The sequence below is a fragment of the Pseudomonas sp. HMSC067G02 genome, assembly GCF_001813485.1.
Classification (GTDB): Bacteria; Pseudomonadota; Gammaproteobacteria; order Pseudomonadales; family Pseudomonadaceae; genus Pseudomonas; species Pseudomonas aeruginosa.
Genome location: NZ_KV812672.1, coordinates 40,086 through 66,053, shown reverse-complemented (window position 1 = coordinate 66,053; position 25,968 = coordinate 40,086). Strand labels below are relative to the sequence as shown.

Sequence of the window (25,968 nt, the reverse complement as noted above, 5' to 3'; positions counted from 1 at the left end):
CTAAATCGGTGTCCGGGATCAGTAGACCACTACATTTTTGCCGAAACCGGCGTCGCGGACAGCGGTGTTGATGCGCTATATTCTTCTGAACTCCCATATCTGCGTCGACACCGAGATTGGTCTGTAGAGCGAGGCAAAGAGGTTAGCTTTCCCCTAGAAAGCTAGAACGAGTGATTCCAAATTGGACGTTTGCAGAGCGGAAACCTCCACTGGATATCCAGTTGACGCTTATGAGATTTGTATGAATGATCTGAATGTGCATGCGAATTCAGTTGTTGATCGATTATTGGTATCGATTGGGTTCTGATTGAAGCGTGTTCCGAATTTTTTGATTGGTGGCTTTTTAGCCTAGTTTGAGTCTGGGGAAAGGAATGAGCGAAAGCGGTCAGGCAGATATGTTAGCGGCTATTGTGGGAGGGAAGTCCGAAGAAGAGATGGCCCGGCTTGATCGAGAAATCTCGGAAACGGCGGAACATCACGATTTGCAGTTGCGTGAGTATCCAGTTGAGGTTCTGGTCCAGAAGTATTCGGATGGACTGGAAACGGATAGCGCAGAGATATTTATTCCAGATTACCAGCGGGAGTTTATTTGGCTTCCTAAACAGCAAAGTCGATTCATAGAGTCTTTGTTTATGAATCTTCCAATTACCCCGCTATATATGGGGGAGACGGAGGATGAGATGCATCCAGGGGCGTGGGAAGTCATTGATGGAAGTCAGCGACTAAGGACGCTCTATTATTTTATGAACGATCGTTTGATTCTCTGCGATCTAAAGAAGATTAAATCTCTCAACGGGTTTAAATATAGCCAGCTTCCTGTCAAGTGGCAGCGCCGAATTAAGGGGAAGGTCGTTAGGATTGCTGTTCTTACGGTGAGATTGGATGAGGGGGCTCGCCGTGAGATGTTCGATCGCCTTAACTCTGGGGGGACAAAGCTGCAGCCGATGGAGCAGAGACGTGGGCATAGTGATGGCCCGTTCCTCACCTTAATTGAAACTTTGGCAAAGGACCCAGTGTTTAGGGCAGTTTGTCCTCTTTCTGAGAAGAGAGCTAAACTACGAGAGTATGAGGAAATGCTTTTGCGTTTCTTTGCATACCTAGATAACGCGGAGGGATTCTCTCATGAGGTAACTCCGTTCCTTACTGATTACCTCACTGAGATGAATAAACGTGCGCAAGAAAGTGAAGGGTTGATAGACTCCTATCGGGACGAATTCAATCGCATGATCGCATTTGTTGAGCGAAACTTCCCCGATGGTTTCCGTAAAGAACCTAACCATAAGACTGTACCAAGAGTCCGCTTTGAGGCAATTGCAGTTGGAGTAGCACGAGCTCTTCGCGAGAATCTAGAGCTTATCCCCGCTACAGAGGTTACTACATGGCTGGAAAGCAATGAGTTCAAATTGCATACAAGGTCGGATGCGACAAACTCCAGGCCGAAACTCTTGGACCGTCTCTATTACGTACGAGATATGTTGTTGGGGCGGGAGCCTGAGACTATGCGGAAAAGGCCTGTTGATGATGACTGGAAGAATTTGGAACTATTCTGATCATGCTCAAGGCCAGGGAGGTTTATGAAACTCGTGTGGAGGAAATCGACATATATTTCGATTTTCTATTCAAGGTCGTAGATCGGAATGCACAACTGTCTCTCTCGCTACCCTATGGAGAGGGGGCTCCAGGCGAGCGTGAGTTGGTACATATAAAGTCTAGTCTGATTGATACTTTGAAGGCTAATGGTTTTCTGTTGCTCTATAATCTTGTTGAGGCATCAGTCAGGCAAGCTTTACAGGCGATTAGAAATGATATGCAGAAGCATGGGCACCATTTTGATGATCTCCATGATGAGTTGCAGCATCATTTTGCAACCCTAATGAAAGATGATGATATTCGTGGTCGGATAAAGAAGCAAAGACTGGATGGGCGCCCTCCACTGGCTGTAGCTATAATAAATGCCGGTTTCGAAGCGAACAAAATAGGGGGGAATGTACACTACGGAGAGCTCGAGAAACTTGCGAAAAAGTTTGGGTTCAATCCGGGTAAAGATCCCTATCTAAAAGAGTATAATTTAGCGCCACTCTTGGAAGTTAAAGATCGTCGTAACGATTTGGCTCATGGGAGTCTGGCATTCTTAGCATGTGGCTCCAGTGTCACTATTGATCAAATCTTAGCGATCAAATGTGCTGTTGTCGATTACCTAGCTTCACTCCTTGATAATATTGAGGCTTACCTTTTTAGGAAGGGCTACCTAGCCAAGCCTACGGCGCCAGCCTGAAACTTAGCTCGATGCCGAGGAGGTGTAATGACTAGCGTATCGTCAGAGTTAAGAAGTCGGATTATGCGCTCTGTCAAAAGAGCGCATACTAAGCCTGAGGTGGTTGTTAGAAAGTGCATGCATGTCTTGGGGCTCCGGTTTCGAGTTAATCGTAGAGATCTTCCTGGTACGCCAGATATTGTTCTTCCTAAGTATAGAACGATTGTCTTTGTGCATGGTTGCTTTTGGCATCGGCATGAAGGCTGTCGCTATGCAACGACCCCGAAGTCAAGACAGGAGTATTGGCTTCCAAAATTCTCTGTCAATATAGAACGGGATCGTCGGAAAGAAAATGAACTAAAAGAGCTTGGATGGCGGGTTATTGTGCTTTGGGAGTGTGAGACTCGGAATGAGATATTATTGGTAGATCGCTTAAAGCGAGAATTCAATCTTCCTTGAAGTTCACAAAAATATTTTGTGGACTGTACTCAGCCACTTCATCCGGCATAGGTGTTGTATTAAGAGCAAGCTTGAAAATGTAGAGCGTTTGGTCGGTTGCGATCGGATCTAGTGTAGTGATCACTAATAGTGACTAAAGAATAACTGGTAGGAAATGCATCCATCTAGACGTTTGATTGTGTGTCTGGGCGATGCTCGTCGGAAAATTCTACCACTGAAAGCTTTCCATGTTGTTCGCGGCGATGGTTGTTCGTTGCCCTCATTATAAGCTTGTTTTTAACTGCGATTAATATCTAGTCGACGTGAGTAGAAGGTCCAGCTCAATGCAGGTCCGCAGTTAGATCTCCAGGGCAACAGAAAATATCAAGGAAATCTTACCATCAAGATTGTCTTTAAGCAGCGGGACCATCTTGCAATAGCACGTAGATTGACTTCGTCACTTTCTGAGTGCGCGGTGTGAAAGGAAGTATAGAGGCGCTTGTTCTGCTCCTCATATTTCCTAGCTGCAAGAGCCAGTGTGGCAAGCTATTGGTATGCCTGCTCGTTGGGAGATCCTTTTGTCATGGTTCAAATTCGCATGATACAGGTTCAGAATGCCCAATTAGGGGGAGCGTTCCCGGCCGGCAGGGGGGCAGAGCGTGTCCAATTGGGGTGCAGTCAGGCGGACTTCGCTGCCATTGCCGATGTGACTAAGACAAGACGTCCCTGTTCAGTTACAGCAACGGAAAGCGCAACCCAGCCTACCAACGTCCCTGGTAGAGAAAGGGGGCGACGTGCTATACGTCTTGACAGTTGAGTGCAGGCGATTACCTACCAACAGAATTACTGCTGATTAGGTCGTTGTGCTTTAAAATTGTCGTCACTTGGGGTGAGGCCAGATCGTCTGAAAATCGAAAATATAGTTTCCGCTACGGCTAAGATGTCGCGCGGTTTTCCTCGGAGAAGATTTGAATGAGATGGTTTTCCTTCGCCTGCGAGGTCTCAAAAATTTCCTCGAAAGAGGATGCCGCGCAGGAGTCTACAATCGCCATGTGCTGCACAAGGATGAGTTAATGAACACGAATCTTAAGGAAAAATCCTATCGTGCGAATTTTACTGTTGACGCTGCTCTTCTCAGAGAGTTAGGCGAGAGGCTTGTAGGTAAACCACACATTGCTCTGGCGGAGTTAGTCAAAAATAGCTACGACGCTGATGCTACTGAAGTAGTGATTAGATTTGGTGGAGGAAAAATAACTGTCATTGATAATGGTGATGGTATGTCGCCAGATGCATTTATCAATCATTGGTTGCGTGTGGGAACCACTCATAAGCAAGATGCGAAGCTGACCGCTAGGAAGAGACAGGTCACAGGCTCAAAAGGGGTTGGGCGACTCTCTGTTCAGTTTCTTGGCGATAATGTACGGATTTTGTCTCGGGGTAAGGATCAGGCTAGGCAGTTTTCTGCTTTTGTTGACTGGGCTGAAGCCCGAGAGTCTGGAAATTTAGTTGAGGCTGGCGCTGATGTAACTGACACCAGTGAGTTAGATTTAATTGATGGAAAGTACTCTCATGGTACTTTGGTTGAGATTAGTGGCCTTAAAAAGAAGTGGTATATTGAAGACTTACAAGATCTCGCTCGAGAACTGTGGTTTCTGAAGCCTCCTGAAGATTTGCTTCAGATCGATAACCCTGATGATGTTCCGGATATCTTTGATGTTCGTTTGGAGGGAGTAACAGATAAAGCGTTAGAAGCCTTCTCCGGACAGATGAATCAAGCTTTAAAGAATTGGATTGCTACTATTGATGGGGAGTTGAACGACGGTAAAGGTGAGGGTGAGAATGAAGTATCTGTAAGATTTAAAAGTGGCGAGATTTTCAGCGCTAAATTTAAGCCCAGAAAGAGATTTCTTGAGAAAGCCAAGTTTAAGATTTTGGTTTTTAAACTTTCTGGAAAGCAAGCGGGTGGCATTCAGGTAAGCGACGCGCGCACTTATTTTAAGAAATTTGGTGGTGTGCATATCTATGACAACGGGTTCAGGCTTCCCTTCTACGGTGGTGAAGAACAAGACTGGTTGCAGCTTGAAATGGCTCACTCTCATCGCCTGAATAAGTCAGATTTACTTCCAAGGAATCTACAGGTTCAGAGTGGGCTAAATGACCTTCCTACTAATGGGCGTATCTTTGGTGTCGTAAAAGTCTCAACCTCCCTTGAGCGCCAAACAGCAAAAGAGGAGGATCTATCTAGTGGCCGTTACTTAAATGTTCAGGTGACTCGTGATAGATTAATTGACAATGATGCTTTTGAAGAGCTTCAACATTCTGTTCGGTGGGCGATTGATTTTTACGCGATGCGCTCATATGAAATGCGACAGAGAAAGATTGCCTCGGAAAGGTTGGAGATTCCACATACAGAGGAGAAGGTTTCTGAAATCAGAGAGAATTTATTTCAGATAGCTTTGTCCGCACCATCCGATATTGCTTTGAAGATAGATGCCGTATCCTCAAAATTTAAAGAACTTGAGACGTTAGAGCATCAGCGTATAACGGCATTTGAGGAGGAGAGAATTTTATTAGCCGCGCTTGCTACAACAGGAATGGCGGCGATAGCTATGGAACATGAGTTGGCCAAAGAGCTGACTCTTTTAGAAGAGATTCGTGGCGAACTGAATGGTGGCGCTAACATCGTTAATCAGCCTAAGCTAATAGAGTCTTTAAATGCCTGGGCGGATAGGACTTCAAATGCCCGAAAGCTATTTTCCCCTGTAATGCACGAAGCAGATCGAGAGAAACGAAATGAGTACAATGCTAAAAAGACAGTTTCTAAAATTGCTAGCAACTCATCGGTACTTCTTCGCGAAGTTCAAATAATTAATGACATACCTTTGGACCTGAAATTGCCACTTGCTACATTTGCAGCGTGGAACTCTATTGTTCAGAATGTTCTTATCAATGCTGTTAATGCAATGCTCGATTCTGATATTAGAAAAATTAAATGCTCTGGCGAACAGTATGATTCTGGAGGAGCGCTCTATATTTCTGATACAGGGGTGGGCGTTCAGCTTGATGGAAGTGACGAATTATTCAAGCCTTTTATACGTCGTCTTGAAATACCAGAGGAAAGGAAATCGCTTGGGCTGGGTGGTATGGGGATGGGCTTAACTATAGTAAAGATGGTTGCAGACTCTTTGCATTGTAGGGTGTCATTTGTGCGCCCTGATTTTGGATATAACACTTCGTTCAAAATTGAGTGGGACTGATGATGAAGATTCTTATATTGGATGATGAGACTAGGCGTGCCAATGAATGGAAGGCATCTATTAGTAATTTTTCAAAGGTGGAAATTGATGTTTTTGCTCCTGAGCACGTATCGGAGTTGATTTCGAAGTTTCATCAGGCACGCTTTGATTCCCGTGGTGGTAAATATATTCCTGTGACAGATTATGATCAATATGATTTAGTGATAATTGATTATGACCTGCTTGGGTTGCAAATGGATAGACCTGCGGCTTGGGCCACAGGTGCTGAGCTTGCATATTGCATAAGAATGATGTCCTTAATAGGATATGTTGTTGTAGTTAATCAGTTCGGCACTAACTCTTTCGATTTGACTATGTGTAGAGGTATTTCCTCATATGCCGACACCGATGTAGGTAGCTCACAGATAGCATCAAAAGGGCTCTGGTCTTCTAGTGGTTTTGAAGGGTTCCGTCCTTGGCACTGGCCTGATCTGCTTAAGGAGAGTGCACGCTTTCCTATTGTTAAGGGTTTTGTTAAAGAGCACTTGGATGATTCGGTGTTCGAGTCTCTTGGTTTTGACCTTTCTGATTCTGATCTTCCGAATTTTGTTAATTATGAAGTTTCCTCTTATATAGGTGCTGGTCAGAGGAATAATGTTACTTTTAGAGATCTTATTTCGAGTGGCACGGGGCGAATATTTAATGCGCTTGAGAAGGATAGGCCGATATTTGAGGTGATGCCTCCTGATCAGCTTGCTGCTGTTTGTGCCTCCATATTGATTCGTTGGTTGGAGAAAGTTGTTTTGCCGTCCCAAGAAGTAGTTTCTGATCTGCCTCATCTATGTATTCAAATGCCTTGGGTGGTGGATGAATTCAATAGCATGGGGCGTTGGGCTTCTCTATGCTCTTTTGAGCGTGAGATTGTTCCGCAGATTTTAGAGCCTTATTTGTTTCAACATGATTTTTTATTTTCCCGCCCGGTTTTCTGGGCGGAGCGTGCGCGTAGAGAAATCCTTGTTCCTGATGGGTTTACTTTCGAGGCAACGCCGTCTATTCAATTCTGTGAGGATTTATCTCGTTTTATGCCTGAAGGTGAGTGCTCCAGTTTTCCTAGTGATGTTTTAGCTTTCGATAAGAAGCGCTGGATCTGCGATCAAGATGCAGCAGCCAAAAATGTTAATTATGAGCCGCAGTCTTATTTGCTGATGTAGGATGGCCTCATGGATGATAAACGTGCAGGACGTTTGGCGGATTTTCTTGCAAATCTGCATGATAATGGTCGGAAAAAAATTCAGGGGAAGCAGGCCCTTGCAAAGTATCAAGGTCTGATGCAATCACCTGCTCCAAATCGACACTGTGCTATAAATTACACGAGGGATAATAAGGCGTCGTTGCGGGATCATCTCTTTAGGTTTTTTAAGGAGCCGGCCGGTAATACTTCTGTGGTTTTGGTTCATGTTGATGATAAAAGGGATTGGGTGAGGTTTATAAGATTTGTGAGTAAGGGGGGAGGAGACTTTAATGCCGAGACTATTTCTCTTACAGGTAAGGGTGTGGAAGGTTTTAATGGTTTTGGATATAGATATGAACACCCAGAGGCGGAGGGGGATGAACATAATTATTTTCATGTTCAGCCCATCTCGGAAACTTGTCTAAATGAAAAAATACCTGGTCTCCCTGCATGGTTCTCGTTTCGGTTCCCTACTTTTTATATGAGGGCTGAAAACTCTTACGAGCTCAGCATATATGCTATTAGCTCATTATGTAGTTGGAAAGAGCTGCGTACTTATCAAACAACCGCACATGATGATTGCTGGCTGCTAAATCATTTGATACGCCAAGGGGCGGAAGCGAGCGCTCGGAGTATTGCGAAGTAACTCAATGCGTTCTGTGGACTATTAGGATAACCATTTCCAGGGGGCGCACATTGTAGGCGGTGGGCGCATCCTATAAAAGAAGCCCAGCTGCATGAGCTGGGCTGGAAAATATTTGTAATGCAGGCGTGCGAGTCTCGTAGACTTGTAGATCTAAGGAGTTAAGCGGGAATTCGTTGACGCCGTTTTTGCTCGTACGCTTCGACATGACGCATGAGACTTTCACCGATCACCTCCCCCAGGCGGACTGGTACGGCGTTACCGATCATTCGACCCACTGCCTTGAAGGTAATCTGCTCTGGGGGCATGAACTCATAGTTTCGTGGAAAGGATTGAAGAATAGCGGCCTCGCGCAACGATAATGCTCGAGCTTGCTCGTAGTGGCCGAAGCGGCCATTACCGAAGCCATAACAGAGTGTAGTCATGGTCGGACTCGGTTCATCCCTTTTCATTCGTCCATAGACACTGGGATAGCTCTTGCCGCTGGTTCTGCGATGGCATTCTGCAACGAGATGCGGAGGCCAGTCCCGCCAGGTACCGCCTTCGCGAGAGTGCAGGATTCGCTGAAGATTGATCGGTGTCAGCGTAGCGGCGCGATGCATCGGATCTTCCGGGTCACAATCGCCTGCTGCGATTCGGGGTAAGTCGCCGATCATTTCCATGACGCTGACAGGCGCATCACGGTGAGTAGGCTCAATGAGTTCGATTGGGCCGAGCCTGGATGCTAGCAATACATGGCGACGACGGTGCTGAGGTAAGCCATATTCGACGCAAGCTACACGGTTGGCCCATACCTTGTAGCCCTGCTGCTCAAGGTTTTTTACGAAGTCGCCATAGACTTTGTGCTTAGTCACATCCGGTACGTTTTCCATCGTGACCAGCTCCGGCTTGACCTGGCGGATCAGGCGGGCGAAATGATAAAGCAAAGGCCATTTGCTGTCGGTGCTGGTATCGCGCCCTTGGTTGTAAGTGGAGAAGGGTTGGCAGGGGGCGCAGCCAGCAAGCAAGCGGTAGCGACCTTCAGCTCTCCTTGGGTACCAGGCGTTCAGCTCCTTCTTGGTGAGATTTTTGACGTCTTTGGCTACGAAAACTGCATTATTGTTGACTTCGTAGGCGTGCTTGCACTGGGCCTCAATGTCGTAGCCAGCGTGAACGTCGATACCAGCATTACGCATGCCAGCGGTTAGGCCACCAGCGCCACAGAAGAGGTCAACTGCATCAATCATGGGGGAGATCTTCTTTCAAACGAGCCGCATTTTAGTCACTTTGGGCTTCAAGTCGAGTGTCGGCTCTTTCGGGTAAGCCCATCCGTCCTGCATACGGAACATGACCTCGTCTTTTAGGAGAACGTGGTCTGGGTACTCAGTGATCCGGTAGCCTAAGAGGCTGGCGACATCTCGCCCCAGATATTCGATGATCTCCACTTCCCAGACGAAAACGCCATGCTCGGTTTCGAGCTCGAAAGGAATGATGCTCTTTGCCCAATCGTTGCCAGAGCGCTCGCCATCGTAGCTCTCATGCTCTTCGATACCCTCGGAGAGCAGTGGATATTCTTGCCCATTGATCACGTAGCTGCCGTCGGTGCAGATTTCAATCCAGTACATTTCTAGTCATCCTTGGCGTTCTTCGTTGTGCAAGATCATCAATCCCGTGACGCGTCACGTCAATCTCAGACGCCATTATCGCGTGATGGCATAGTGCCTTGCCTTTGCTGGGGTTCACGTAGTCGTCCTTTATTGGCAGAAGGCCCTTAGCTCTCTTCAATACAGATCTCCATCTAGTACATGTTCTTTTCAGTGTCCGCCTCGGTTTGCTTGATTGAGGGCTTGTGCTATCACGCCGTTAACTTGGCGCTGCAGCGGGGGCGGGTGTGGTCAGTTAGGATGGCCTTGATACGCTCGCCCAGTAGCCCCCAAGCTTCGGTTTTCTCTTTTGCATAGTCGTGATGCAAGTAATGCCGGCGCACCTTGGATCCACCCAGCAAGTGGTTCTGGCAGCGGTCGATGATCTCCAGTGTCACGCCGAGCTCCTGCATCATCGTTGCACCGGTGCGGCGCAAATCATGTGGTGTCCATTCTCCCCTGGTACCTTTGTTTAGCACCAGTGAGTCGTCATTATGGCGCCCAGCTAGGGGCTTGCTACGGTTCTTGAAGCGACACTGCCGGTCGCCGATCAGTTTGCTGACCGTCTTGGTGTCGACGTGGTTTTTCTCGTCCTTGCTGGGGAAGCAGAATGGGGTGTGGCCGGTTTCTTCCTTCAGGCGCTTGAACTGATTCAGCGCGAATGGCGACAAGAATACGTGATGATCCTGGCGCTTGCCCTTGTGTCCCTTGGTAGCTTCGGCAGGGATAAACCAGGTGCCTTTGTCCAGATCCACATAGCGCCATTCTGATTTGAGCAGCTCGCCGATACGGCAGAGAGTGCTTAGGCAGATCCAGACGGCGCATTGCACACGTGGATTGACGGGGCGGATGCCGGAGTATTTCTGGCCGGCGGGGAGGGCGTCGTAGTCACGCTCCAGGCGGGCGAAGATATCGCGCAGCTCGCGGATTTCGTCAGGAGAGAGCAGGCGATCGCGCTGTTCCTCGTAGTCGTGGTCGAGCAGCTTGTTGACGTCGATCAGGTCGGCCGGGTTGCCGTCGGCCATCAGGGTGCGCCACGGCTTGCGTTTCTCCGCCCAGCGCAGCATCTGGCCGATGTCCTTGCTGCGGATCACTACGGTGCGGTTCAGGCCACGGGCCTTGACCGAGCGCAGGACGTTGAGCAGGTCTTTCTCGGTCAGGGTGCGCAGAGGCTTCTTGCCAATGAGTGGCAGCACATCCTTGGTGAAGCTGCGGCGCAGTTCGGCGTTGCCGTCCTGGCGGGATACGCCGTCGTGCATCCACTCTTCGAAAAGGTCGGCGACCGTCTTGTTCTCCGCGGCCTGGCGTTCGGCCTCGGCAATGGTGGCGGCGATGGCGGCCTGGGCTTCGATCTTGGCGGCCTTGCGGGCGGTGGTGGGATCGATGCCTTTGGTGACGGTCGCTCTGACTTCGTCGCGCTCGGCACGGATCTGCGCCAGCGATTTCTTGGGCCAACTGCCCAGGCGGTGATCGCGCTTGGCTCCATCGAGTTTGAACTCGTAGCGAAACAGGACGGTGACGCCGCGTACACCCGCACGAACCTTGGCGACCAGGCCGCCGTCTTCACGCAACGTCTTGCCGTCGTCGGCCGAGGTGAGCGCCTCCAATTGCTTCGCCGTCAGTTTTGCCACTTCCTATCCCTTGCCTGATTCGGTCGCCCTGGAATTTTGCCCCACTTTTGCCCCACCGAATCGCTTGGCTGTCGGTGGATGCTGGTGGATCGCGATGGACGCCAATATAGCCTGTATGCCCCGTATTTACTAGGTTATAGGTGTTCCGTCAGCGTCCATGGACATCCATGGAAATCCACCAAATAAGCGCATGGGGTACAAGGGGTAGAATATTAAAATTCCTCATCCTCATCTCTTTGCATGACGCGTCCACGATGCCCTGGAAGCTGTCCTACCTTCCGCCACGCCCCCGAAAATACCTCGCCGTCTCCTCATCCGTACAAAACACGTAGCACCCCTTCATCCCCCGGGTCATCAGCGTCCGGTAGGTGTTCTTGATGATCAGGTCGGTCTCCTTGCGCGCCAGTTCCGGGTTTTCCTTCATCAGCTTCTTGTAGCCGCGGATGGACTTGTCGTGGCGGTCACGTTGTTCGGGGGCGGTGATGATCTTGCCGTCGCGGACGATCAGGTCCGGGCCGATGATGACGCCGATGTAGTCGACCTCCAGGCCCTGGCAGGTATGGATGCAGCCGACCTGTTCGATGGAGTTCTCGGCGATGATCCAGAGGCTGCCGTCCTGGTCGAGGTTCCATTGGCGCTGGTAGTCGCCGATGACGATGTCCTGTTGCCGGGGATCCTTCTTGCTGCGCCACGGCCAGCAGTAGCCGGCCACGACGCGGGCCTTGTTGTCCTGATTCCGGGCGGCGATGGCGGCGTGCAGGGCCTCGGGGGTGTCGAAGACCTTGAAGTCGTACTGGCTGGCGTCGAGTTGCTGGTTGGCGGTCGGGCGGATGTCGAGCACGTCGTCGAGCCAGGCGAGGTAGCTGTCCGAGCCATTGCAGCGGAACTGCGAGGCGAGGCTGTATTCCTCGATCGTGGCGCCTTTCGCCTTGGCGAACTCGCGGATGGCCTGCTTGCTGCCGATGTCGCTGAGGGTGACGCGTTGGTCTTCGTCGATGAAGAAGATGACGCACTTGGAGGCTTCGATCAGTTCCTTGATCTGGTTCTCGCCGAGGTTGCCGTAGAGCCCGCTCTTCTCGTTCAGGCGGTGGGCTTCGTCGACGATCAGCATGTCGAAGGTGTTGGGCTCGGTCTCGATGAAACCGCCGGAGCCGGTGAACATGTGGGAGAAGCGGCTGCGGGTGATGGAACCCACCAGCCTGGATTCGTAGACCTTGCGTGGCGCGGCGTTCTTGGACACGTACTTGCCGACCAGGCCGAGCCCGGTGAGGTGGACCAGCAGGTTGATCGCGACCACCGTCTTGCCGGTGCCCGGGCCGCCCTCGATGATCAGTACACGGGGATGCGTCTCGGAGGCTGACCTGGCCGCGGCGATGGCGGACTCGTAGATTTCCTTCTGGTCGTCGATCAGTACGAACTCCGGTTGGGCGGCGAGCAGGCCCTTGAGCGAGTCGGCCAGGGCCTTGGACGGGCGGATCCGGCCGTTGGCCAGCTCGTAGAGCACTTCCTTGGCGTCGCCGGTCCTGATGTGCTGCTTGATGAAGCTGCGCAGGCGCGCCAGTTCGTCCTTGCCCTTGAGGAACAGCGGGGCCTTTTCCATGTAGTCGCGGTAGTGCGGGGAGTCGATCACTCCGTCGCGCGGATAGTTGTGCAGGTAGGCGCAGGGGCGGACGGAAATGCTTGCTTCGTAGACCGCCTCGTTGAAGCCCTCCAGCAGGGTAGCGTAGGACCAGGCCTGGTAGGAGGGGTGGACGACCTCGCGCAGGCCATTGCCCAGGGCGGTGCGGACGATGGCGTCCTTGCCGGTGGCGCTGGCCTTGCTCCACTGCTTCAGTTCGACCAGCACCGCGTTCTTGGCTCCCGACTCGTCGCGCCCGGTGAGGGTGATGTCGATGCGCTTGGAGGTCTGGGGGATATGCAGCTCGATGGCCAGGCCTGTGTCGTCGGGCACTTCCTCGTCGCGCAGCACCTTGGCCATGTAGCCGAGGGAGCCTTTCCACGAGTTGATTTCCGAGTTGCCGACGCTTTTGCCGGTGACCGCCTTGAAATGCTGGAGGATCACCTCTTCGATATCGTCGTTGTCGCTGTCTTGCAGGAACTGCTTCTTGGTCGCTTCGTAAACGATCACGTCGATCTTCCCTGATATGGCCTTTCTTCAGAACTGGTCGTATTTCTTGCTGCTATTCCGGGCTTTTTCTACCGGGTATTTCCGGTTGTTCTGCTCCAGCTTCTGCCGGGCGGCGGCATCCAGGTCGACGCCGAGGACCGAGGCGAGGCGCACCAGGTACATGAGCACGTCGGCCAGTTCGTCCTGCACCGCCTGGGCGGTATCGGGATGGCGCGCGGCGTTTTTCGACTGCTCCTCGTCCATCCATTGGAAGATCTCGCTGAGTTCGCCAACCTCGCCGGTCAGGGCCATGACCAGGTTCTTCGGCGAGTGGAACTGGGCCCAGTTGCGCTCGGCGGCGAAACGTTCGAGGGCGGCGGCGAGCTGGCCGACGTCTACCAGGGAGGAGGGGGGCGATGCGTTTGTCACGGCGATATCCAGGAATCTTTTCGGGCTGGCGGCGAGGCGGGGCCTCGGGCGTCTGCGACGCCATTGCCCGCCACCATACTTCCTTCAGACGAAGGGAGAAAGATCGTAGGGATTCTTCATGGGATAGGGGGGCTACAAGCTGTAGGATATGCTCCTGGCGAATCGTCAGCCACCCATAGGTTTTTTGCTGCTACCTGTAGTCCAGGAGTTCGCTTCACGCTGAGCTTGCTCTCCCATGCTGGCTTCAGCTCGAGGAGACAAGGGTGTCTGAGCGACGTTTTCCTACGATGCCTGGTGCGCGAGCGCAGGGCGAGATGCGGCAGGAATGGGATGAAGGTTCACAGAGAAACCAGCGCCCCCTGAGCAGATACCCTCTGCCCGAGGGGCGCTTGGCCTCAATCCTCAACTACGTGCATGACAAGGCGCCGCCTGGTGACCTGAATGCTCACCTTGCAGCCAACCTCAAAGCCCGCAGCCTCCAGCCAGTCGCCACTCAAGCGCAGGTAGGGAACTGGCCGTGGCTTGCCACGACGTTCCCAATCGCTATGACGGCTTTCATAGAGCTGGTAGCCGATCGTTAGAAGTCGAGAGTTCGAAAGAGGAGATTTCTGGGTAGCCATGATTTTTTCCTGTGTAGGTAAAAAACCGCTTGGCTTTCGGGAGCGGCTAACCGCCTAGAGAAGGTGTGTTCAGCACCTGGCCGGCAGGGTAGCGAGGGGGCATCCAGGGGGCAAGCGATGGGCTGCCCGGATCGAATGCCTCGCCGAGGCGCCAGCCGGCCCCTTCACAACCCCCTCTGCCGCGCCACCCCCATCTCCCGCTGCTCCTCCTCGCCAATCTCCTTCAACGCCACTTCTCCCACTCCCAGCGCGCGTTCCACGCTGAGTTCGCCGCCCTGGGCGGCGAGCAGGGCCTGGAGGCGTTGGAACTCGCCGCACCAGAGGGTTTCGATGTCGCGGTCGCGCTGGCTGTCGCGGTTGGCGTTGAGGGCGACGGCGCGCAGTTGCAGGCGGCCGTTGTCGGCCTTGCCGCCGACTTCCAGGCCGTAGCCGGGGGTGGCGGGTTTGCGCAGGACGACCCTGCCGGTCTGCGCCCAGGCGGTGGCCATGCCTTCGCGGACTTCGTAGCCGAGGCTGGCGAGGCCCTGGAGCACGGCTTGGCGGCGGGCGAGGGCGGCCTGTTGTTGGAGGTGGGCGGTGAGGATGGCGTTGCATCGCTCGGTGAGTTCGGCGAGTTGCTGCGGATCGCTGTCGGGCTGGCAGGCGGCGGCGCGCTGGAGCAGTTCGGCGTGTTCGGCGGCGCCCAGGGCGGCGACTTCGCTGGCGAGGTCTTGCAGGTGTTCCAGTCGCTGGCGTTGCTGCTGGTGTTCGCGGGCGGCCTGGGCGAGGTCGAGAACCAGGCTGTCGAGCAGCAGGTTGCGGCGCTCCGGCCGCTGTTCGGCTTCGGCGCGGGCCAGTCGCTCGAGGAACGCTTGGGCGCTGGCCTCGCCTTGCAGCAGTTGCAGTTCGGCGATGTGCCGGTCGATGCGCGCCAGGCGCTGTTCGCGCGGGGCGTCCTGTTGCTGGCGGGCGCGCCACTGTTCCAGGGTGATGGGCGTTTCGTCGGTCTTCAGGCGCTGGGCGAGTTCGTGCTGGGCTGCGCTGAGGCGTTCTTCGACGGGGGCGCTGGCGAGGGCGGCGAAGCCTTGGGCGAGCAGGGCTTCCGCGTCGTCGCGGAGGGCGCCGTCGGCCAGCGCTTGCAGGGTTTGCCGGAGTGCCGCGCTGGCGGCATCGGGCCTGGCGTCGAGGGCCTGGAGCAGGGCGCTGGCGTTTTCCTGGAGGCGGCGGTGTTGCTGGCGCGTTTCCGCGGCCTGGCGAATGGCGCGCTCTTCGCGTTCGGCGAGGTCGCGCTTGAGGAATTCGCTTTCGATCTTCACCTGCAATTGCACATCCAGCCAGCGTTCCTGTTCGAGCAGGGCGTGCAGGCTGGCGCGGCGGGCGTGGGCGGCGGCGCGCTCGGCGTCGCTGAGCTGGGCGAGCCGGCTGGCCTGGTTTTCCCAGCGCGCGAGGGCCTTGTCCAGGCGTTGCAGGTCGCGCTCGCAGGTGGCGATGGCTTCTTCCCGGGTGACGATTCTTACAACTTTCGGTCCGCTCATTGGGAGGCCTCCGCTGCTGCCGTGGGATGGGTTTCCGCGCTAGGCGCCAGGGCTTTCTCGATGGCGGCGCGCAGTCGCGCGCGTTCGTTGTCGCCGTCGTGGTACCAGCCCTGGGAGGAAACCCGGTGGAGGTGCGGGATCGCCCGCCGCAGCACCGAGGGTCGCCAGATTTCCCGGGCGCGGGCGCGTTCCAGCAGCGGGTGGCAGGGGGCGTCGCATTCGATGCCGATGGCGTAGAGGCCGGTGGCCGGGTTCTCGATGGCGAAGTCGAGGCCGAAGGCGTCGCCTTCGCTGGCGGGTGCGGCGGACCAGCCCAGCGAGCGGATGTACTCGCCGACGATCTCGCTGAAGCCGTCGTGCCGCTGGTAGTGCTGGCGGCGCTGGTCGCTGCGGTCGGTGTGCAGGCGCTCGAGCAGTTGGCCGGTACCGGCGAACTCGCCGGCGGACAGTGCCCGGGCGTATTCCAGGTAGCCTTGCAGGTAGTCGCGCGGGCTGCTCGGCGAGCGCTGGGTGCCGAGCATGTCGGAGATGTCGCCGATCGGCATCGAGGTGATCATCACCACCTTGCGCCGCGCGCGGGTCACCGCCACGTTGAGGCGGCGCTCGCCGCCGGTCTGCCCGAGCACGCCGAAGTTGCGCCGGAAGCTGCCCTGGCCGTTGCGGCCGAAGGTGGAGGAGAAGACGATCACGTCGCGCTCGTCGCCCTGCACGTTCTCCACGTTCTTCACGAACACGCCCATGTCCTCGCCGTCTTCGCTGCGCTCGCGCTCCTCGCTGTAGGCGGCGCGGAACGCCTCGTCCTGCTCGGCGCGCAGTTCCAGGCGCTCCTCGATGAGGTCGGCTTGCTTGCGGTTGAAGGTGACCACGCCCACCGACGGCCGCGCCGCGTAGGGTTGGCGCCAGAGTTCGGCGAGGTAGTCGACGACTCGCTCGGCCTCGCGCTCGTTGCTCTGGTTCTGGTACAGGCCGTTCACCTGGATCAGTTCCAGCGGCTTGATGCGCAGTATGTTGGCCTGCGGATGGCGTACCGGCACGCTCAGGCGGTTGCCGTAGAACGAGGCGTTGGAAAAGCCGATCAGCTCGCGGTAGGCCGAGCGGTAGTGGATCTGCAAGGTGGTGCTGGGCAGAGCGTTGCGCGCCAGTTGCAGGAGGTCCGGGCAGTCCTTGATCTCGCGGCGGTTCCAGGTGTCCTCGTAGGCTTCGCGCTGCTCCTCGTCGGCGTCCTCGTCGGGCGCTTCGCCGTCGAACAGCTCGGCCTCGTCGCTTTCCACGCGGCTGGAGAAGAACGCGGTCGGCGGCATCTGCTTCTCGTCGCCGCTGACCACCGTGACCCGCCCGCGATAGAGGGTCGGCAGGGCGAACTCCACCGGCATCTGCGAGGCTTCGTCGTAGATCACCATGTCGAACAGCCCGGCCTTGAGCGGCAGCACGCGGCTGGCCAGGTCGGGGTTCATCAGCCAGACCGGGCGCAGGCTCATCAGGCCGAGTTCGGTGCCCAGCTCGATGAACTCGCGCAGGCGCCGCGAGCGCTTGCCGGTCAGGCGGGTGACGTCTTCCCACTGCTTGCGGCTGCCCAGGCGCGCGGCGTCGATGCCCTTGCCGAGCAGTTCGCGGTTCAGCGCGCGCATCTGCACATCGGCTTCGGCGAGGCTGGCGACCCTGGCCCTGGCTTCGTCCTGGCTGAACAGCAGTTCCGGATTGTCTTGTTCCAGGCGTTGCTTCCAGCCCAGCCGCGCTTCGCGGTTGAGCATGCGGCGCACCGTGGCTTCGAGTGCTTCGGCGGGAATCGCGTCGAGTCGTTCCTGGCGCTGGCGCAGCAGGGCCAGGAATTCCAGGTCGGTGGCTTCGAGCTGGTTGGCGCGGCCACGGAAGCGCTGGTAGGCGACCAGTTGCGGCAGCGCCTCGCGCAGGCGGCCGAGGGCCGGCAGGTTGCTCTGGTTGCCGGCGATGGCGCGGTGCAGCTGTTCCAGCAGTTCGTCGCCGAGCCAGTCGGCGAGCACCTTGAGTTTGTCCAGGCTGAGCTGGCGTGCGGCTTGGCGGATCAGCGCGGCGTCGAGGTCGCCGAGCAGCGCTTCGAAGCGCTGTTTCTCGCCGGTGAGGATCACCGCGTCGAGCTGCTCGGCGCGCGGCGCTTGGGCCAGGCTGCGAGCCAGGGTCTGGATCTCGCGCAGTTGCTGGCTGGCGCTGCCGGCCAGGCCGGTCAGTTCCGGACCGGCATCGGTGGCGACTGTCGCCAGCCCCAGGCTCTGTTGCAGCGCCGCCAGTCGCCGGCGCAGCGGCCGCCACTGGCGCTCCAGGTCGCAGGCGCCGAGGAGGGCGGCCAGGCGGCTGTCGTCGTCGGCCTCGCCGTGCTCGCGCAGGAAGCGCCGCAGGCGGCCGCGCCGCAGCAGGCGCAGCGGGTTGAGCCGGGCCAGCCAGGTGCGTGCCTCGAGCACCTGGCGGGCGTGGGCCTGGAAGCGTTCGAGGTTGTTCTCTTCGAGCATGGCGAGAGCCGGCGAAAGCAGCGGCGCATGCCGTTCGAGGTCGAGCTGGCGCAGTTGCCGTTCGATCTGCTCGGCCTCCGCCAACAGGCCGTCGCCACGGCTCGGCTGCCCTGGCGTGGCGTCGCGGAACAGCGGCAGCCAGTGGGCCAGGCGCTGGCGCTGCTCCTCGCGCAAATTCAGCAGGGTACCGACCTGGCTTGCCAGCCAGGCGCGGTAGGGCGTCGGGTCGTCGACCTCGAAGCTCGCCGGGTGTTCGTCGAGGGCTTTCTGCCGGGCGTTCTCCGCTTCGCCGAAGGCGCGCAGGCTGTCGGCGAAGGCTTGCAGGGTGGCCTGGTCGGTGGCGAAGGCGCGCAGTTGCGCCAGCGGGCTACCTTCGTAGCGGGCCGGTAGCCAGAGGCGGACCAGCGGCGCGCAGTTTTCCTCCAGGCGCGCCAGGCTGCCGATGTCCAGCGCCGCCAGGCGCTGGCGCAGGGCCGGGAAGTCCAGCGGCGGCGAGCCTTTCTCCAGCTCGATCAGTTCGCCGAGCAGGCGCCGGTAGCTCAGCCCGGTGGCCTCGTCCACGCGGTGCAGGCTCTGGTGGTAGCGGTCCAGTTCGCCTTCCAGCGCCTCGATACGCGCCGCCAGGCGCTCGCGCTGGCGCTCCCAGCCCTGGGCGCCGCCGGCGTCGGCGAACAGCGCTTCGAGCTGCTCGCGGATGTTGCGGATCACCGGTTCGCGGTCGCGGTTGACGTCGTTGAGCATGACGATGCGCTGGCCCAGGCCCTCGGCCACCAGGCGCTTGTGCACCACTTCCAGGGCGGCGTGCTTCTGGCAGACGATCAGCAGGCTGCGCTGGCGGCCGATGGCGTCGGCGACCATGTTGACGATGGTCTGGCTCTTGCCGGTGCCGGGCGGGCCCTCCACCAGCAGCCCCGGGCTCTGCCGGGCCTGCAGCACGGCGGCCTCCTGGGACGGGTCGCTGGCCACGGTGAAGTAGCGCTGCAACTCCGGCGGGCTCTCGCGGGCTTCCGGCTCGCCGTTCTCGCGCAGGCGCAGCGCGGTCTCCAGGCCGGTGCCGGAGGGCGGCAGGCTCTTCAGCTGGCGCAGGTCCTCGCCGATCGCCTGGCCCATGAAGGTGACGTGGAACAGCACCGCGGCGCAGGCCAGTTGGTCCTGGTAGGGCGTGACCTCGGTGGAACTCGGTGGCAATCCTTCCGGCACCCTAGCACGCGGCGTGGCGAGCAGGCCGAAGGCATCCATCACATCGGCGGCGCGCAGCGCGGAGCGGCCGAGCAATTCGTCGGCGACCTTGCGCCAGCGCTTGCACGGCTCGGGGCCGAGCAGGCTTTCCAGGGCCGGGTTGAGGCGCACTTCCTCGCGCTCGCCGTCGAAGGCCAGCGCCACCTGGCCGCGGCTGCCGACTTCCAGTTGCAGCTTCAGCGGCCACAGTAGCAGCGGCACGATGCGCGTGCGGGTGGTGCCGCGCGGGTCGCGGTTGAGCAGGAAGGGGAAGCCCAGGTAGAGGCCGTCGATGCCGGTGTCGCGCTTGTACAGCGAGCTTTGCCGGGACAGCGCGTTGAGCCGCACTTCCAGTTGCGGGTTGGCGAGGAAGCTGTCCGGGTCGAGGCTCACCGCGCGGGCGTTGCGTTGCAGCAGATGGTCGAGCAGGGCGGCGGCGGGGCGTCGCGCGCTGTGCAGTTCGTTGAGGTCGATGCGTGGGGTGCTCTTGCCGATGCTCATGCGCACCAGCGGCCCGCGCATCACCGCGGCGACCACTTTCTTCTCGAAGAAATCGAGGATCTGCGACACGTACTGCTGCTTCTGCGGTTCCAGCCACTGTTCCGGCGGGATCGCCAGCAGCACCAGGAGCCTCGCCAACGGCATGCGCCGCTCCAGGCGGAACTGCTCGGCCCATTCGTCGACCCTGGGCACGCCGCTGCGGGCGAAGCCGCTGATGCGTTCGTCGACGCGGCGGTACAGCTCCTGCCGCGAGTGCTGCAACAGGCCGCGCGCGGTCTCCGCGTCGAACAGGTGCACATCGGCGTCGCGGGCCAGGCCGGCGGCTTCCTCGACGATCGCCTCGGCGGCACGGAACTGGCCGATGTTGGCGCTGAGCAGGACGATCAGGTCTTCCTCGGCGATCACCCGGCGCTCGGCCAGGGCCAGCAGGCCGGGGTGCTCGGTGTCCGGCAGGAGGCGCTGGCGCTCCTGCCACTGCGCGGCGAGGCGCGCCCGCGAGGTCGACAGCAGGTAGATGCGCAACTGTTCTTCGGCGAGTTCGATGTGCTGGTGCAGGGCGCGCTGGCGGACGTTCTCGGCGCGGGTCTTGAGCCGCGACAGCCAGCTTTCGGTGTGCAACTGTTCGAGCAGGTCGGGCACCGAGCCGCTGATCAGCCGGTAGCCCTCCAGCGGATGCTCCAGCAGCCAGCCGGGGGTGACGATCTCGCCGCGCTGGATCAGCGGGATTTCCGGGTTCAGCAGCTTGAGCGCCAGCATCAGCCGGAAGTCGTCCTCCAGCCCCTCGTGCTGGGCCACCTGGCGCAGGCCGGCGAGCAGCCTGGGCGACAGGCCGATGTGCTCGGCCCAGGTGACGATCGCCCCGCGCAGCAGGTGGTCGAGGGCCTCCGCCCAGTGCTCGGCCTGGGCCGCGGCCAGGGCGAAGACCGTTGGCTTGCGGAAACGCCGGGCGCCGAGGGCGATGCTGGCGCCTTCGGCGTCGTCCTTTTCGCTGTCCGCCGAGGCCGGCGCGTCCACCGCCTCGCCGTTCAGCCAGGCCTGTACCTGCGGCCACTGCCAGCGCTGGTGGCGGTCGCGTGCAAGCAGGCCGCGCAGCAGCAGGTGCAACTGCGGGTCGAGGTCGTCGGGCAGCGCTACGCCGTTGGCCAGCACGTGGATCAGGAAGGCGTTGGCGTTGACCCCTTCGAAGCAGGCGCCGCGGGTCAGCTGCTCCAGCAGGATCATGCCCAGGCTCCACCAGTCGGAAGCCGCCGCCACGCCGCCGGCGATCGCCTCGGGGGCCATGTAGCGGCTGGTCTCCAGCGGCGAGACGATATCCAGGTCGAATTCCGACAGGCGCGCCGAGCCGAAGCCGCTGATCACCAGGTCCAGCGGCTCGTGGCTGCGCACCAGCAGGCTGGCCGGGCGCAGGTCGCGGTGGCGCAGGCCGGCTTCGTTGAACACGTGCAGGGCGTGGCCCAGCTCGCGGACCACGTGGCGCACCGCCTCGCGGTCCTCCAGCACGGTGCCGAGGTCGGCGAGGCTGCCGCCGGTGAGTTCCTCGACCACTTCGTAGGCGCGCTCGTCCCAGCGGCCGGTGGCGAGGATTTCCGGCACGTGTTCGCGCGGCAGGCGGCGGATCACGTCGTAGATCGCCGGGTCCGGCTCGGCGCCCGGGCGATACAGGGTGAGCACCGCCTGGCGGGCGCTTTCCGCATGTTCGGCCAGGTAGCGCTCGCGCACGCCGTCGCTGCTGGCGATCTGCCGCAGCAGGCGCCAGCCGTCGATCAGGGTTTCCGTGACGGCGGGCTGCGGCGTGGCCTCGGCCTGCATCGGCAGTGGACCTTCGGCCGGCGCGGCGCCGCACTCCAGGCACATCAGGTCGCCGGGTTGCAGCGGGTGGCCGTTGGCGCAGAGCGGGGCGGACGCCGCTGGCGGCTCGCTGGCGGGCGGCGCGATGGCCTCCTGGGTCAGCACCGGCTGTGGTCGCCAGCCGGCGGGATGGATGGCTTCGGCGGAAAGGTCCCAGCCGCAGGGCTGGCCCTGGATCGAGCCTTCGCAGAAGATTTCCGAAAGCGAGCGTTCGCTCTGGCAGTTGGGGCAGAAACGTATCATCGGTATCGATCCATTCAGCGCGGCCGGTGGGCGCTGACGCTAAGTTGGTGGCCCTGTTCGCGCAGCAGGTCCTGCAGCCGCAGCAGGTCGTCGCGGCGCGGGATGCCGGCCATCCACACGCTGCCGTCGTGGTCGAACATCAGGTCGAGGGCCTTGTCGTCTTCGCGCAGTGGCCGCTGGTAGCCGCCGAGGCGCGCGCGGCCGAGTTCGGTGAGCAGGCTCAGGCGCTGGTTGTCGCTGCCGCGCAGGGCCAGGCTCTGTTCGGCGTGCTGTTGGTAGGGGTCGCTGATCAGCGCGTCGATCAGCCCGGCGGCCTGTTCCAGTTGCGCGTGCAGATGCTCCAGCGGGTAGCCGCTGTAGACCAGGATGTCGGCGCGGCTGCGCTGGCGCAGTTCGCCGAGCAGGGCGAGGAGGGCAGCGAACTGCTCGAAGGGTTCGCCGCCGGAGACGGTGATGCCCTCGGCCTGCTCCAGCCATGGCTGGATGTCGGCGAGCAGGCGTGCCAGGGCGATGCGCCGCCTGCCCGGCCCCCAGGTATCGGCGGAGATGCAGCCGGGGCAGCGGATGCTACAGCCCTGGAACCAGATGCCCAGGCGCCGTCCCGGGCCCAGGGTGGTCACCGGGAAGTGCACCCGCGACAGGCTCAGTTCCATCTCAGCGGCGTTCCAGGGTCAGGCCGTCGGCGTCCAGGGCGCTGATCAGGAAGCGCTCGCCCGGCTGCGCGTCCTGGTCGAACAGCGCCCGCGACAACGGGTTGAGCAGGCGCGCTTCGAGCTGGTTGCGGATGCCGCGGCCGCCGTTGGACAGGTCGCCCAGGCAGAGGTCGTGCAGCGCCTGTCGCGGCGCCTCGGCCAGTTCGATGACGAGGCGCTGCTCGCGGAGGTCGGCGAAGGTGCCGTCGACCATCTGGGTGAAGATCTGCTCGGCGACGTCGGCGCGGATGAAGTCGAAGACGATGATGTTCTCGCCGATCCGGTTGAGGATTTCCGGGCGGTTGAGAACCAGCTTGAAGTAGCGCTCGATCTCGCCGTGGACCTTGCCCTGCACCGCTTCGAAGGGCTCGCCGGGGAGCACGTTGGCGACCCGTTCGCCGTTTTCCCCCTGGCGGTAGATGCCCAGGTTCGAGGTGAACACGATCAGCGCCTCGGAGAAGTACACGCGATCGCCGCGCCCGGAGGTGAGCACGCCGTCGTCGAGGATCTGCAGGAACTTGTCGAGGATCCGGGGGTGGGCTTTCTCGATCTCGTCGAAGAGCACCACGCTGAAGGGTTTTTCGCGGATCGCGTTGGTCAGTTCGCCGCCGACGTCGTAGCCGACGTAGCCGGGCGGCGCGCCGATCAGGCGCTGGTCGGCATGCTCGGCGCTGAACTCGGACATGTCGAAGCGGATGTAGGCGCTCTCGTCGCCGAACAGCAGGCTGGTGACGGTCTTCGCCAGCTCGGTCTTGCCGACCCCGGTGGGCCCGGCGAGGAAGGCCACGCCGCGCGGGCGGTTGCCCTTGCGGCTGGCGCCGACCCCGGTCATCGCGCGCTTGACGATGTCCAGCATGTGGGTCACCGCGTGCTGCTGGCCCTTGACCCGGCGGCGGACGATCTCGTCGGCCTGGCGGATGCGCTGGCGGTCGATCTTCAGCCAGGGGTCTTCGGTGACGCCGACCTTGTAGCGGCGCACGGCGTCGGCGATGCGTTCCATGGCCAGGCCTTCCACGCGCGCCAGCTGGACGATGGCGTTGAGATCGAGGAGCAGCAGGCCTTCGGTGTTCTCGACGAAGGTCGCGGCGGCCTGTTGCAGGGCCTCCTCGGCGACGCCCGCGCCGCCGAGCCCGCGGAGCAGCGTCGGGGCCAGGGCCCGGCGCGCCGCCTGGTCGGGCTTCGACACCGGGATATGGCGCAGGCGCGGGTTGTCCACCAGCAGCCAGTCGGGCAGGTCGCCTTCCTTTTCCACCACCCACAGCACGCTGTTGAAGAACGGTTTGCGCTGTTCCCCGGCGGGACGGCTGCGGGCCTGGTGGGAGAGTACCAGGGCCTGGGTGAACAACTGATGCTCGGCGGCGCTCAGGGCGTCGTTGCGCACCGCCAGGCGCGAGGCGAAGTCGACGATCAGGGCGATCGGCTCGCCGCTACGGTTGACCAGGCGTTGCAGGGTTGCGCCGAGCAGGTCGGTGCCGGCCGGCGCGGCGCCATCCACCGGGGTCAGGCCGAGGTCGAGAAGCACCTGCGGAGTGGCGCCCGCCTCGCTGCCCGGCCGGCCGAGCACGCGGAACCCGGCCAGCGGATCCCAGGCCAGCACCTGGGCGTAGCCGGCGTCCAGCAGGGCGTCGCAGAGGGTCTGGTTGAAGCTCTGCGCGGTGACCGTGCCCGGCACCACTTCGCAGGCTTGCAGGTCGCGGATGTTCCCGGAGAGGACGAATTGACTCTTGAGGGGCAGGAAGCGCAGGAGGTCGCGCAACCAGCGTGGCTTTTCGAACAGTGCAGTCCCTGGCATCGATAGTCGCTCACAGCGTGTGTCGTGGCCACAGCATATTGCCCCGAGGGCCATGTCTCCAACCCTGACCTCGCCGGAGGCGACAAAAACCGCTACGAGTTCCGGGTGCCAGGCTTGGCGGAGCGCCTGCTCAACCGTCGTAGCTCCGGCAGCCCCAGCGGAACGCCTGCGCCGCCGCCTCGATCCCGCGCCCGATCACCAGGCGCGGCGGGCTTTCGTCGAGGCCGGGACGCGGCGACAGCGGCCGGCTGTAGAGCACCTCCAGCTCGCCGAAACCATCCAGCGCGGCGCGTTCCGCCGGGTGCGGCGTCGCGCCCTGGCGCCGGGCGAAGTCTTCGAGGTCGCCCTCGGCGTAGGCCATCACCAGCACGCCGCTGTCGCCGCGTACCCGCACCGCGTTCACCAGGCTGCCGTCGATGCGCAGCGGGGTGGCGAAGCGGTAGAGCAGGTCGAGGGTCTCGCCGGGCGCGCGATCCAGCACTTCGACGCCCTCGGCGCGCAGGCGCTCGGCGGTTGCGCGGAAGCGGGCGTCGGGGAAGTCGCCGCGGCAGTGCAGGGCGTCGGCGAACAGCGCGGTCAGGTTCGGTGCTGGCGGGGCAGGGGACGTGCAGGCGGCCGGCAGAAGCAGCGCCAGGCCGGCGGCGAGACGGAGCAGGTAGGGGTGGGCGTTCATGTAGCCTTCCGTTGGCGGACAGTGCGGTGGGAGGAATTGCCAGCAGATGCTTCCGCGATACTGGCGGCCTGCGCTCAGAGCAGTACGGGCAGCGCGTCTTCGCCCAGCCCCGCTTCTCTCAGTCGCGCCCTGGCCCTGGCGGTCGCGCGCACGGCGTCGAGGTCGCAGCCGCGAGGAATATAGACCGGATCGAAGCCTTCGAGCACCAGGTAGGTGGAGGCCTGGCCGCGGGCATTCAGGTAGGCGTTGAAAGCCTGGTCGGCCGGGCGCAGAAAGACATCGCACCAGTACGGCAAGCGCTGGGCGAACAGCGCCTTGGCGATCTCCAGGTGCTCTTCGAACAGTTCGTCCATGCTGCCTCCCTTCTCCTGGCGGAATAACGTCACTCTTCGCTACGGCCGTCGCCTTCGCGATCCCTTTCATAGTGCCGTGCCAGCGGAAACGCCGGCAACCAGCCCTCGCGGCGGATGGTCCAGAGTTCGTAGGTGGGCTGGAACTGGTCGGGAGCGTCGAGGGCGCCGAGGCTGACCTCGATCTCGTCGGCGCTGCGCGAGAACACCGACGAGCCGCACTGCGGACAGAAGAAACGCCCGGCGTAGTCGCGGGTCTCGCCCTCGATGCTCACCGCCTCCTCGGGGAAGATCGCCGAAGCGTGGAACAACGCGCCGTGGTGCTTGCGGCAGTCGAGGCAGTGGCAGAGGCCGACCCGATAGGGCTGGCCGCTCGCCACCAGGCGGACCTTGCCGCAGAGGCAGCCGCCGGTGAATCGATCCATTTCGGTACTCCTCTGCAA

The 25,968-nt window shown here is 59.7% G+C and carries 19 protein-coding genes; 6 read left to right on the top strand and 13 right to left on the bottom strand.

The window, feature by feature from the left end; all coding sequences use genetic code 11:
• Window positions 1-371 precede the first annotated feature (371 nt).
• The 6 genes from HMPREF2914_RS14125 to HMPREF2914_RS32380 all read left to right on the top strand — a co-directional run bounded on the left by HMPREF2914_RS14125 (window position 372) and on the right by HMPREF2914_RS32380 (window position 7,805).
• Window positions 372-1,550, top strand: coding sequence for a DUF262 domain-containing protein (locus tag HMPREF2914_RS14125; RefSeq protein WP_023091636.1), 1,179 nt, complete (start codon window positions 372-374; stop codon window positions 1,548-1,550).
• 2 nt (window positions 1,551-1,552) lie between these two features.
• Window positions 1,553-2,275, top strand: a complete 723-nt coding sequence (locus HMPREF2914_RS32390) for an MAE_28990/MAE_18760 family HEPN-like nuclease (protein WP_023091637.1) — start codon at window positions 1,553-1,555, stop codon at window positions 2,273-2,275.
• A gap of 27 nt (window positions 2,276-2,302) precedes the next feature.
• Complete coding sequence (locus tag HMPREF2914_RS31605) at window positions 2,303-2,713, top strand: very short patch repair endonuclease (RefSeq protein WP_023980461.1); 411 nt, start codon at window positions 2,303-2,305, stop codon at window positions 2,711-2,713.
• Window positions 2,714-3,765: 1,052 nt separating this feature from the next.
• Window positions 3,766-5,949, top strand: a complete 2,184-nt coding sequence (locus HMPREF2914_RS31600) for an ATP-binding protein (protein WP_023091638.1) — start codon at window positions 3,766-3,768, stop codon at window positions 5,947-5,949.
• The gene (locus HMPREF2914_RS32385) at window positions 5,949-7,139 is read left to right on the top strand and encodes a hypothetical protein (protein ID WP_023091639.1); all 1,191 of its coding nucleotides are present in this window, start codon (window positions 5,949-5,951) and stop codon (window positions 7,137-7,139) included. Before HMPREF2914_RS31600 ends, HMPREF2914_RS32385 begins: the two co-directional genes overlap by 1 nt.
• Window positions 7,140-7,148: 9 nt before the next feature.
• On the top strand, window positions 7,149-7,805 hold the full coding sequence (locus HMPREF2914_RS32380; RefSeq protein ID WP_023091640.1) for a hypothetical protein: 657 nt from the start codon (window positions 7,149-7,151) through the stop codon (window positions 7,803-7,805).
• A gap of 158 nt (window positions 7,806-7,963) precedes the next feature.
• Here the strand turns inward: HMPREF2914_RS32380 and HMPREF2914_RS31595 are convergent, their stop codons facing one another.
• From HMPREF2914_RS31595 to HMPREF2914_RS14050, 13 genes are all read right to left on the bottom strand, one after another.
• Window positions 7,964-9,028, bottom strand: a complete 1,065-nt coding sequence (locus tag HMPREF2914_RS31595) for a DNA cytosine methyltransferase (RefSeq protein ID WP_023091641.1) — start codon at window positions 9,026-9,028, stop codon at window positions 7,964-7,966.
• A gap of 15 nt (window positions 9,029-9,043) precedes the next feature.
• The gene (locus HMPREF2914_RS14105; RefSeq protein ID WP_023091642.1) at window positions 9,044-9,406 is read right to left on the bottom strand and encodes a hypothetical protein; all 363 of its coding nucleotides are present in this window, start codon (window positions 9,404-9,406) and stop codon (window positions 9,044-9,046) included.
• A 230-nt stretch (window positions 9,407-9,636) separates the two neighbouring features.
• Window positions 9,637-11,055 (bottom strand): tyrosine-type recombinase/integrase, encoded by a 1,419-nt coding sequence (locus HMPREF2914_RS14100; protein ID WP_023091643.1) that lies wholly within the window; start codon window positions 11,053-11,055, stop codon window positions 9,637-9,639.
• 271 nt (window positions 11,056-11,326) lie between these two features.
• A complete protein-coding gene (locus tag HMPREF2914_RS14095; RefSeq protein ID WP_023091644.1) occupies window positions 11,327-13,183 on the bottom strand; it encodes a DUF2075 domain-containing protein in 1,857 nt (618 codons plus the stop codon).
• 27 nt (window positions 13,184-13,210) lie between these two features.
• Window positions 13,211-13,591, bottom strand: a complete 381-nt coding sequence (locus HMPREF2914_RS14090) for a nucleotide pyrophosphohydrolase (RefSeq protein WP_023091645.1) — start codon at window positions 13,589-13,591, stop codon at window positions 13,211-13,213.
• Window positions 13,592-13,986: 395 nt separating this feature from the next.
• Complete coding sequence (locus HMPREF2914_RS31590) at window positions 13,987-14,211, bottom strand: SymE family type I addiction module toxin (RefSeq protein ID WP_023091646.1); 225 nt, start codon at window positions 14,209-14,211, stop codon at window positions 13,987-13,989.
• Window positions 14,212-14,375: 164 nt separating this feature from the next.
• Window positions 14,376-15,725 (bottom strand): coiled-coil domain-containing protein, encoded by a 1,350-nt coding sequence (locus HMPREF2914_RS14080; protein ID WP_023091647.1) that lies wholly within the window; start codon window positions 15,723-15,725, stop codon window positions 14,376-14,378.
• Complete coding sequence (locus HMPREF2914_RS14075; protein WP_023091648.1) at window positions 15,722-22,018, bottom strand: AAA domain-containing protein; 6,297 nt, start codon at window positions 22,016-22,018, stop codon at window positions 15,722-15,724. Before HMPREF2914_RS14075 ends, HMPREF2914_RS14080 begins: the two co-directional genes overlap by 4 nt.
• Before the next feature lie 14 nt (window positions 22,019-22,032).
• Window positions 22,033-22,671: a 4Fe-4S single cluster domain-containing protein gene (locus HMPREF2914_RS14070; RefSeq protein WP_003090610.1), complete on the bottom strand. Its 639-nt coding sequence runs from the start codon at window positions 22,669-22,671 to the stop codon at window positions 22,033-22,035.
• A 1-nt stretch (window position 22,672) separates the two neighbouring features.
• Window positions 22,673-24,556, bottom strand: coding sequence for an AAA family ATPase (locus HMPREF2914_RS14065; protein ID WP_031278574.1), 1,884 nt, complete (start codon window positions 24,554-24,556; stop codon window positions 22,673-22,675).
• A gap of 76 nt (window positions 24,557-24,632) precedes the next feature.
• On the bottom strand, window positions 24,633-25,175 hold the full coding sequence (locus tag HMPREF2914_RS14060) for a hypothetical protein (protein ID WP_023091650.1): 543 nt from the start codon (window positions 25,173-25,175) through the stop codon (window positions 24,633-24,635).
• Window positions 25,176-25,249: 74 nt separating this feature from the next.
• The gene (locus tag HMPREF2914_RS14055) at window positions 25,250-25,528 is read right to left on the bottom strand and encodes a hypothetical protein (RefSeq protein WP_003119461.1); all 279 of its coding nucleotides are present in this window, start codon (window positions 25,526-25,528) and stop codon (window positions 25,250-25,252) included.
• A gap of 29 nt (window positions 25,529-25,557) precedes the next feature.
• On the bottom strand, window positions 25,558-25,950 hold the full coding sequence (locus tag HMPREF2914_RS14050) for a GFA family protein (protein ID WP_003090602.1): 393 nt from the start codon (window positions 25,948-25,950) through the stop codon (window positions 25,558-25,560).
• Between the last annotated feature and the right edge of the window lie 18 nt (window positions 25,951-25,968).

What these genes read in the sequence shown, in the direction of transcription:
- HMPREF2914_RS32390 (WP_023091637.1), top strand. Translation starts at nt 1,553, where the DNA reads ATGCTCAAGGCCAGGGAGGTTTATGAAACTCGTGTGGAGGAAATCGAC.
- HMPREF2914_RS14080 (WP_023091647.1), bottom strand. Translation starts at nt 15,725, where the DNA reads ATGAGCGGACCGAAAGTTGTAAGAATCGTCACCCGGGAAGAAGCCATC.
- HMPREF2914_RS14065 (WP_031278574.1), bottom strand. Translation starts at nt 24,556, where the DNA reads ATGGCCCTCGGGGCAATATGCTGTGGCCACGACACACGCTGTGAGCGA.
- HMPREF2914_RS32385 (WP_023091639.1), top strand. Translation starts at nt 5,949, where the DNA reads ATGATGAAGATTCTTATATTGGATGATGAGACTAGGCGTGCCAATGAA.
- HMPREF2914_RS31600 (WP_023091638.1), top strand. Translation starts at nt 3,766, where the DNA reads ATGAACACGAATCTTAAGGAAAAATCCTATCGTGCGAATTTTACTGTT.
- HMPREF2914_RS31590 (WP_023091646.1), bottom strand. Translation starts at nt 14,211, where the DNA reads ATGGCTACCCAGAAATCTCCTCTTTCGAACTCTCGACTTCTAACGATC.
- HMPREF2914_RS14055 (WP_003119461.1), bottom strand. Translation starts at nt 25,528, where the DNA reads ATGGACGAACTGTTCGAAGAGCACCTGGAGATCGCCAAGGCGCTGTTC.
- HMPREF2914_RS14070 (WP_003090610.1), bottom strand. Translation starts at nt 22,671, where the DNA reads ATGGAACTGAGCCTGTCGCGGGTGCACTTCCCGGTGACCACCCTGGGC.
- HMPREF2914_RS31605 (WP_023980461.1), top strand. Translation starts at nt 2,303, where the DNA reads ATGACTAGCGTATCGTCAGAGTTAAGAAGTCGGATTATGCGCTCTGTC.
- HMPREF2914_RS14105 (WP_023091642.1), bottom strand. Translation starts at nt 9,406, where the DNA reads ATGTACTGGATTGAAATCTGCACCGACGGCAGCTACGTGATCAATGGG.
- HMPREF2914_RS14125 (WP_023091636.1), top strand. Translation starts at nt 372, where the DNA reads ATGAGCGAAAGCGGTCAGGCAGATATGTTAGCGGCTATTGTGGGAGGG.
- HMPREF2914_RS32380 (WP_023091640.1), top strand. Translation starts at nt 7,149, where the DNA reads ATGGATGATAAACGTGCAGGACGTTTGGCGGATTTTCTTGCAAATCTG.
- HMPREF2914_RS31595 (WP_023091641.1), bottom strand. Translation starts at nt 9,028, where the DNA reads ATGATTGATGCAGTTGACCTCTTCTGTGGCGCTGGTGGCCTAACCGCT.
- HMPREF2914_RS14060 (WP_023091650.1), bottom strand. Translation starts at nt 25,175, where the DNA reads ATGAACGCCCACCCCTACCTGCTCCGTCTCGCCGCCGGCCTGGCGCTG.
- HMPREF2914_RS14050 (WP_003090602.1), bottom strand. Translation starts at nt 25,950, where the DNA reads ATGGATCGATTCACCGGCGGCTGCCTCTGCGGCAAGGTCCGCCTGGTG.
- HMPREF2914_RS14075 (WP_023091648.1), bottom strand. Translation starts at nt 22,018, where the DNA reads ATGATACGTTTCTGCCCCAACTGCCAGAGCGAACGCTCGCTTTCGGAA.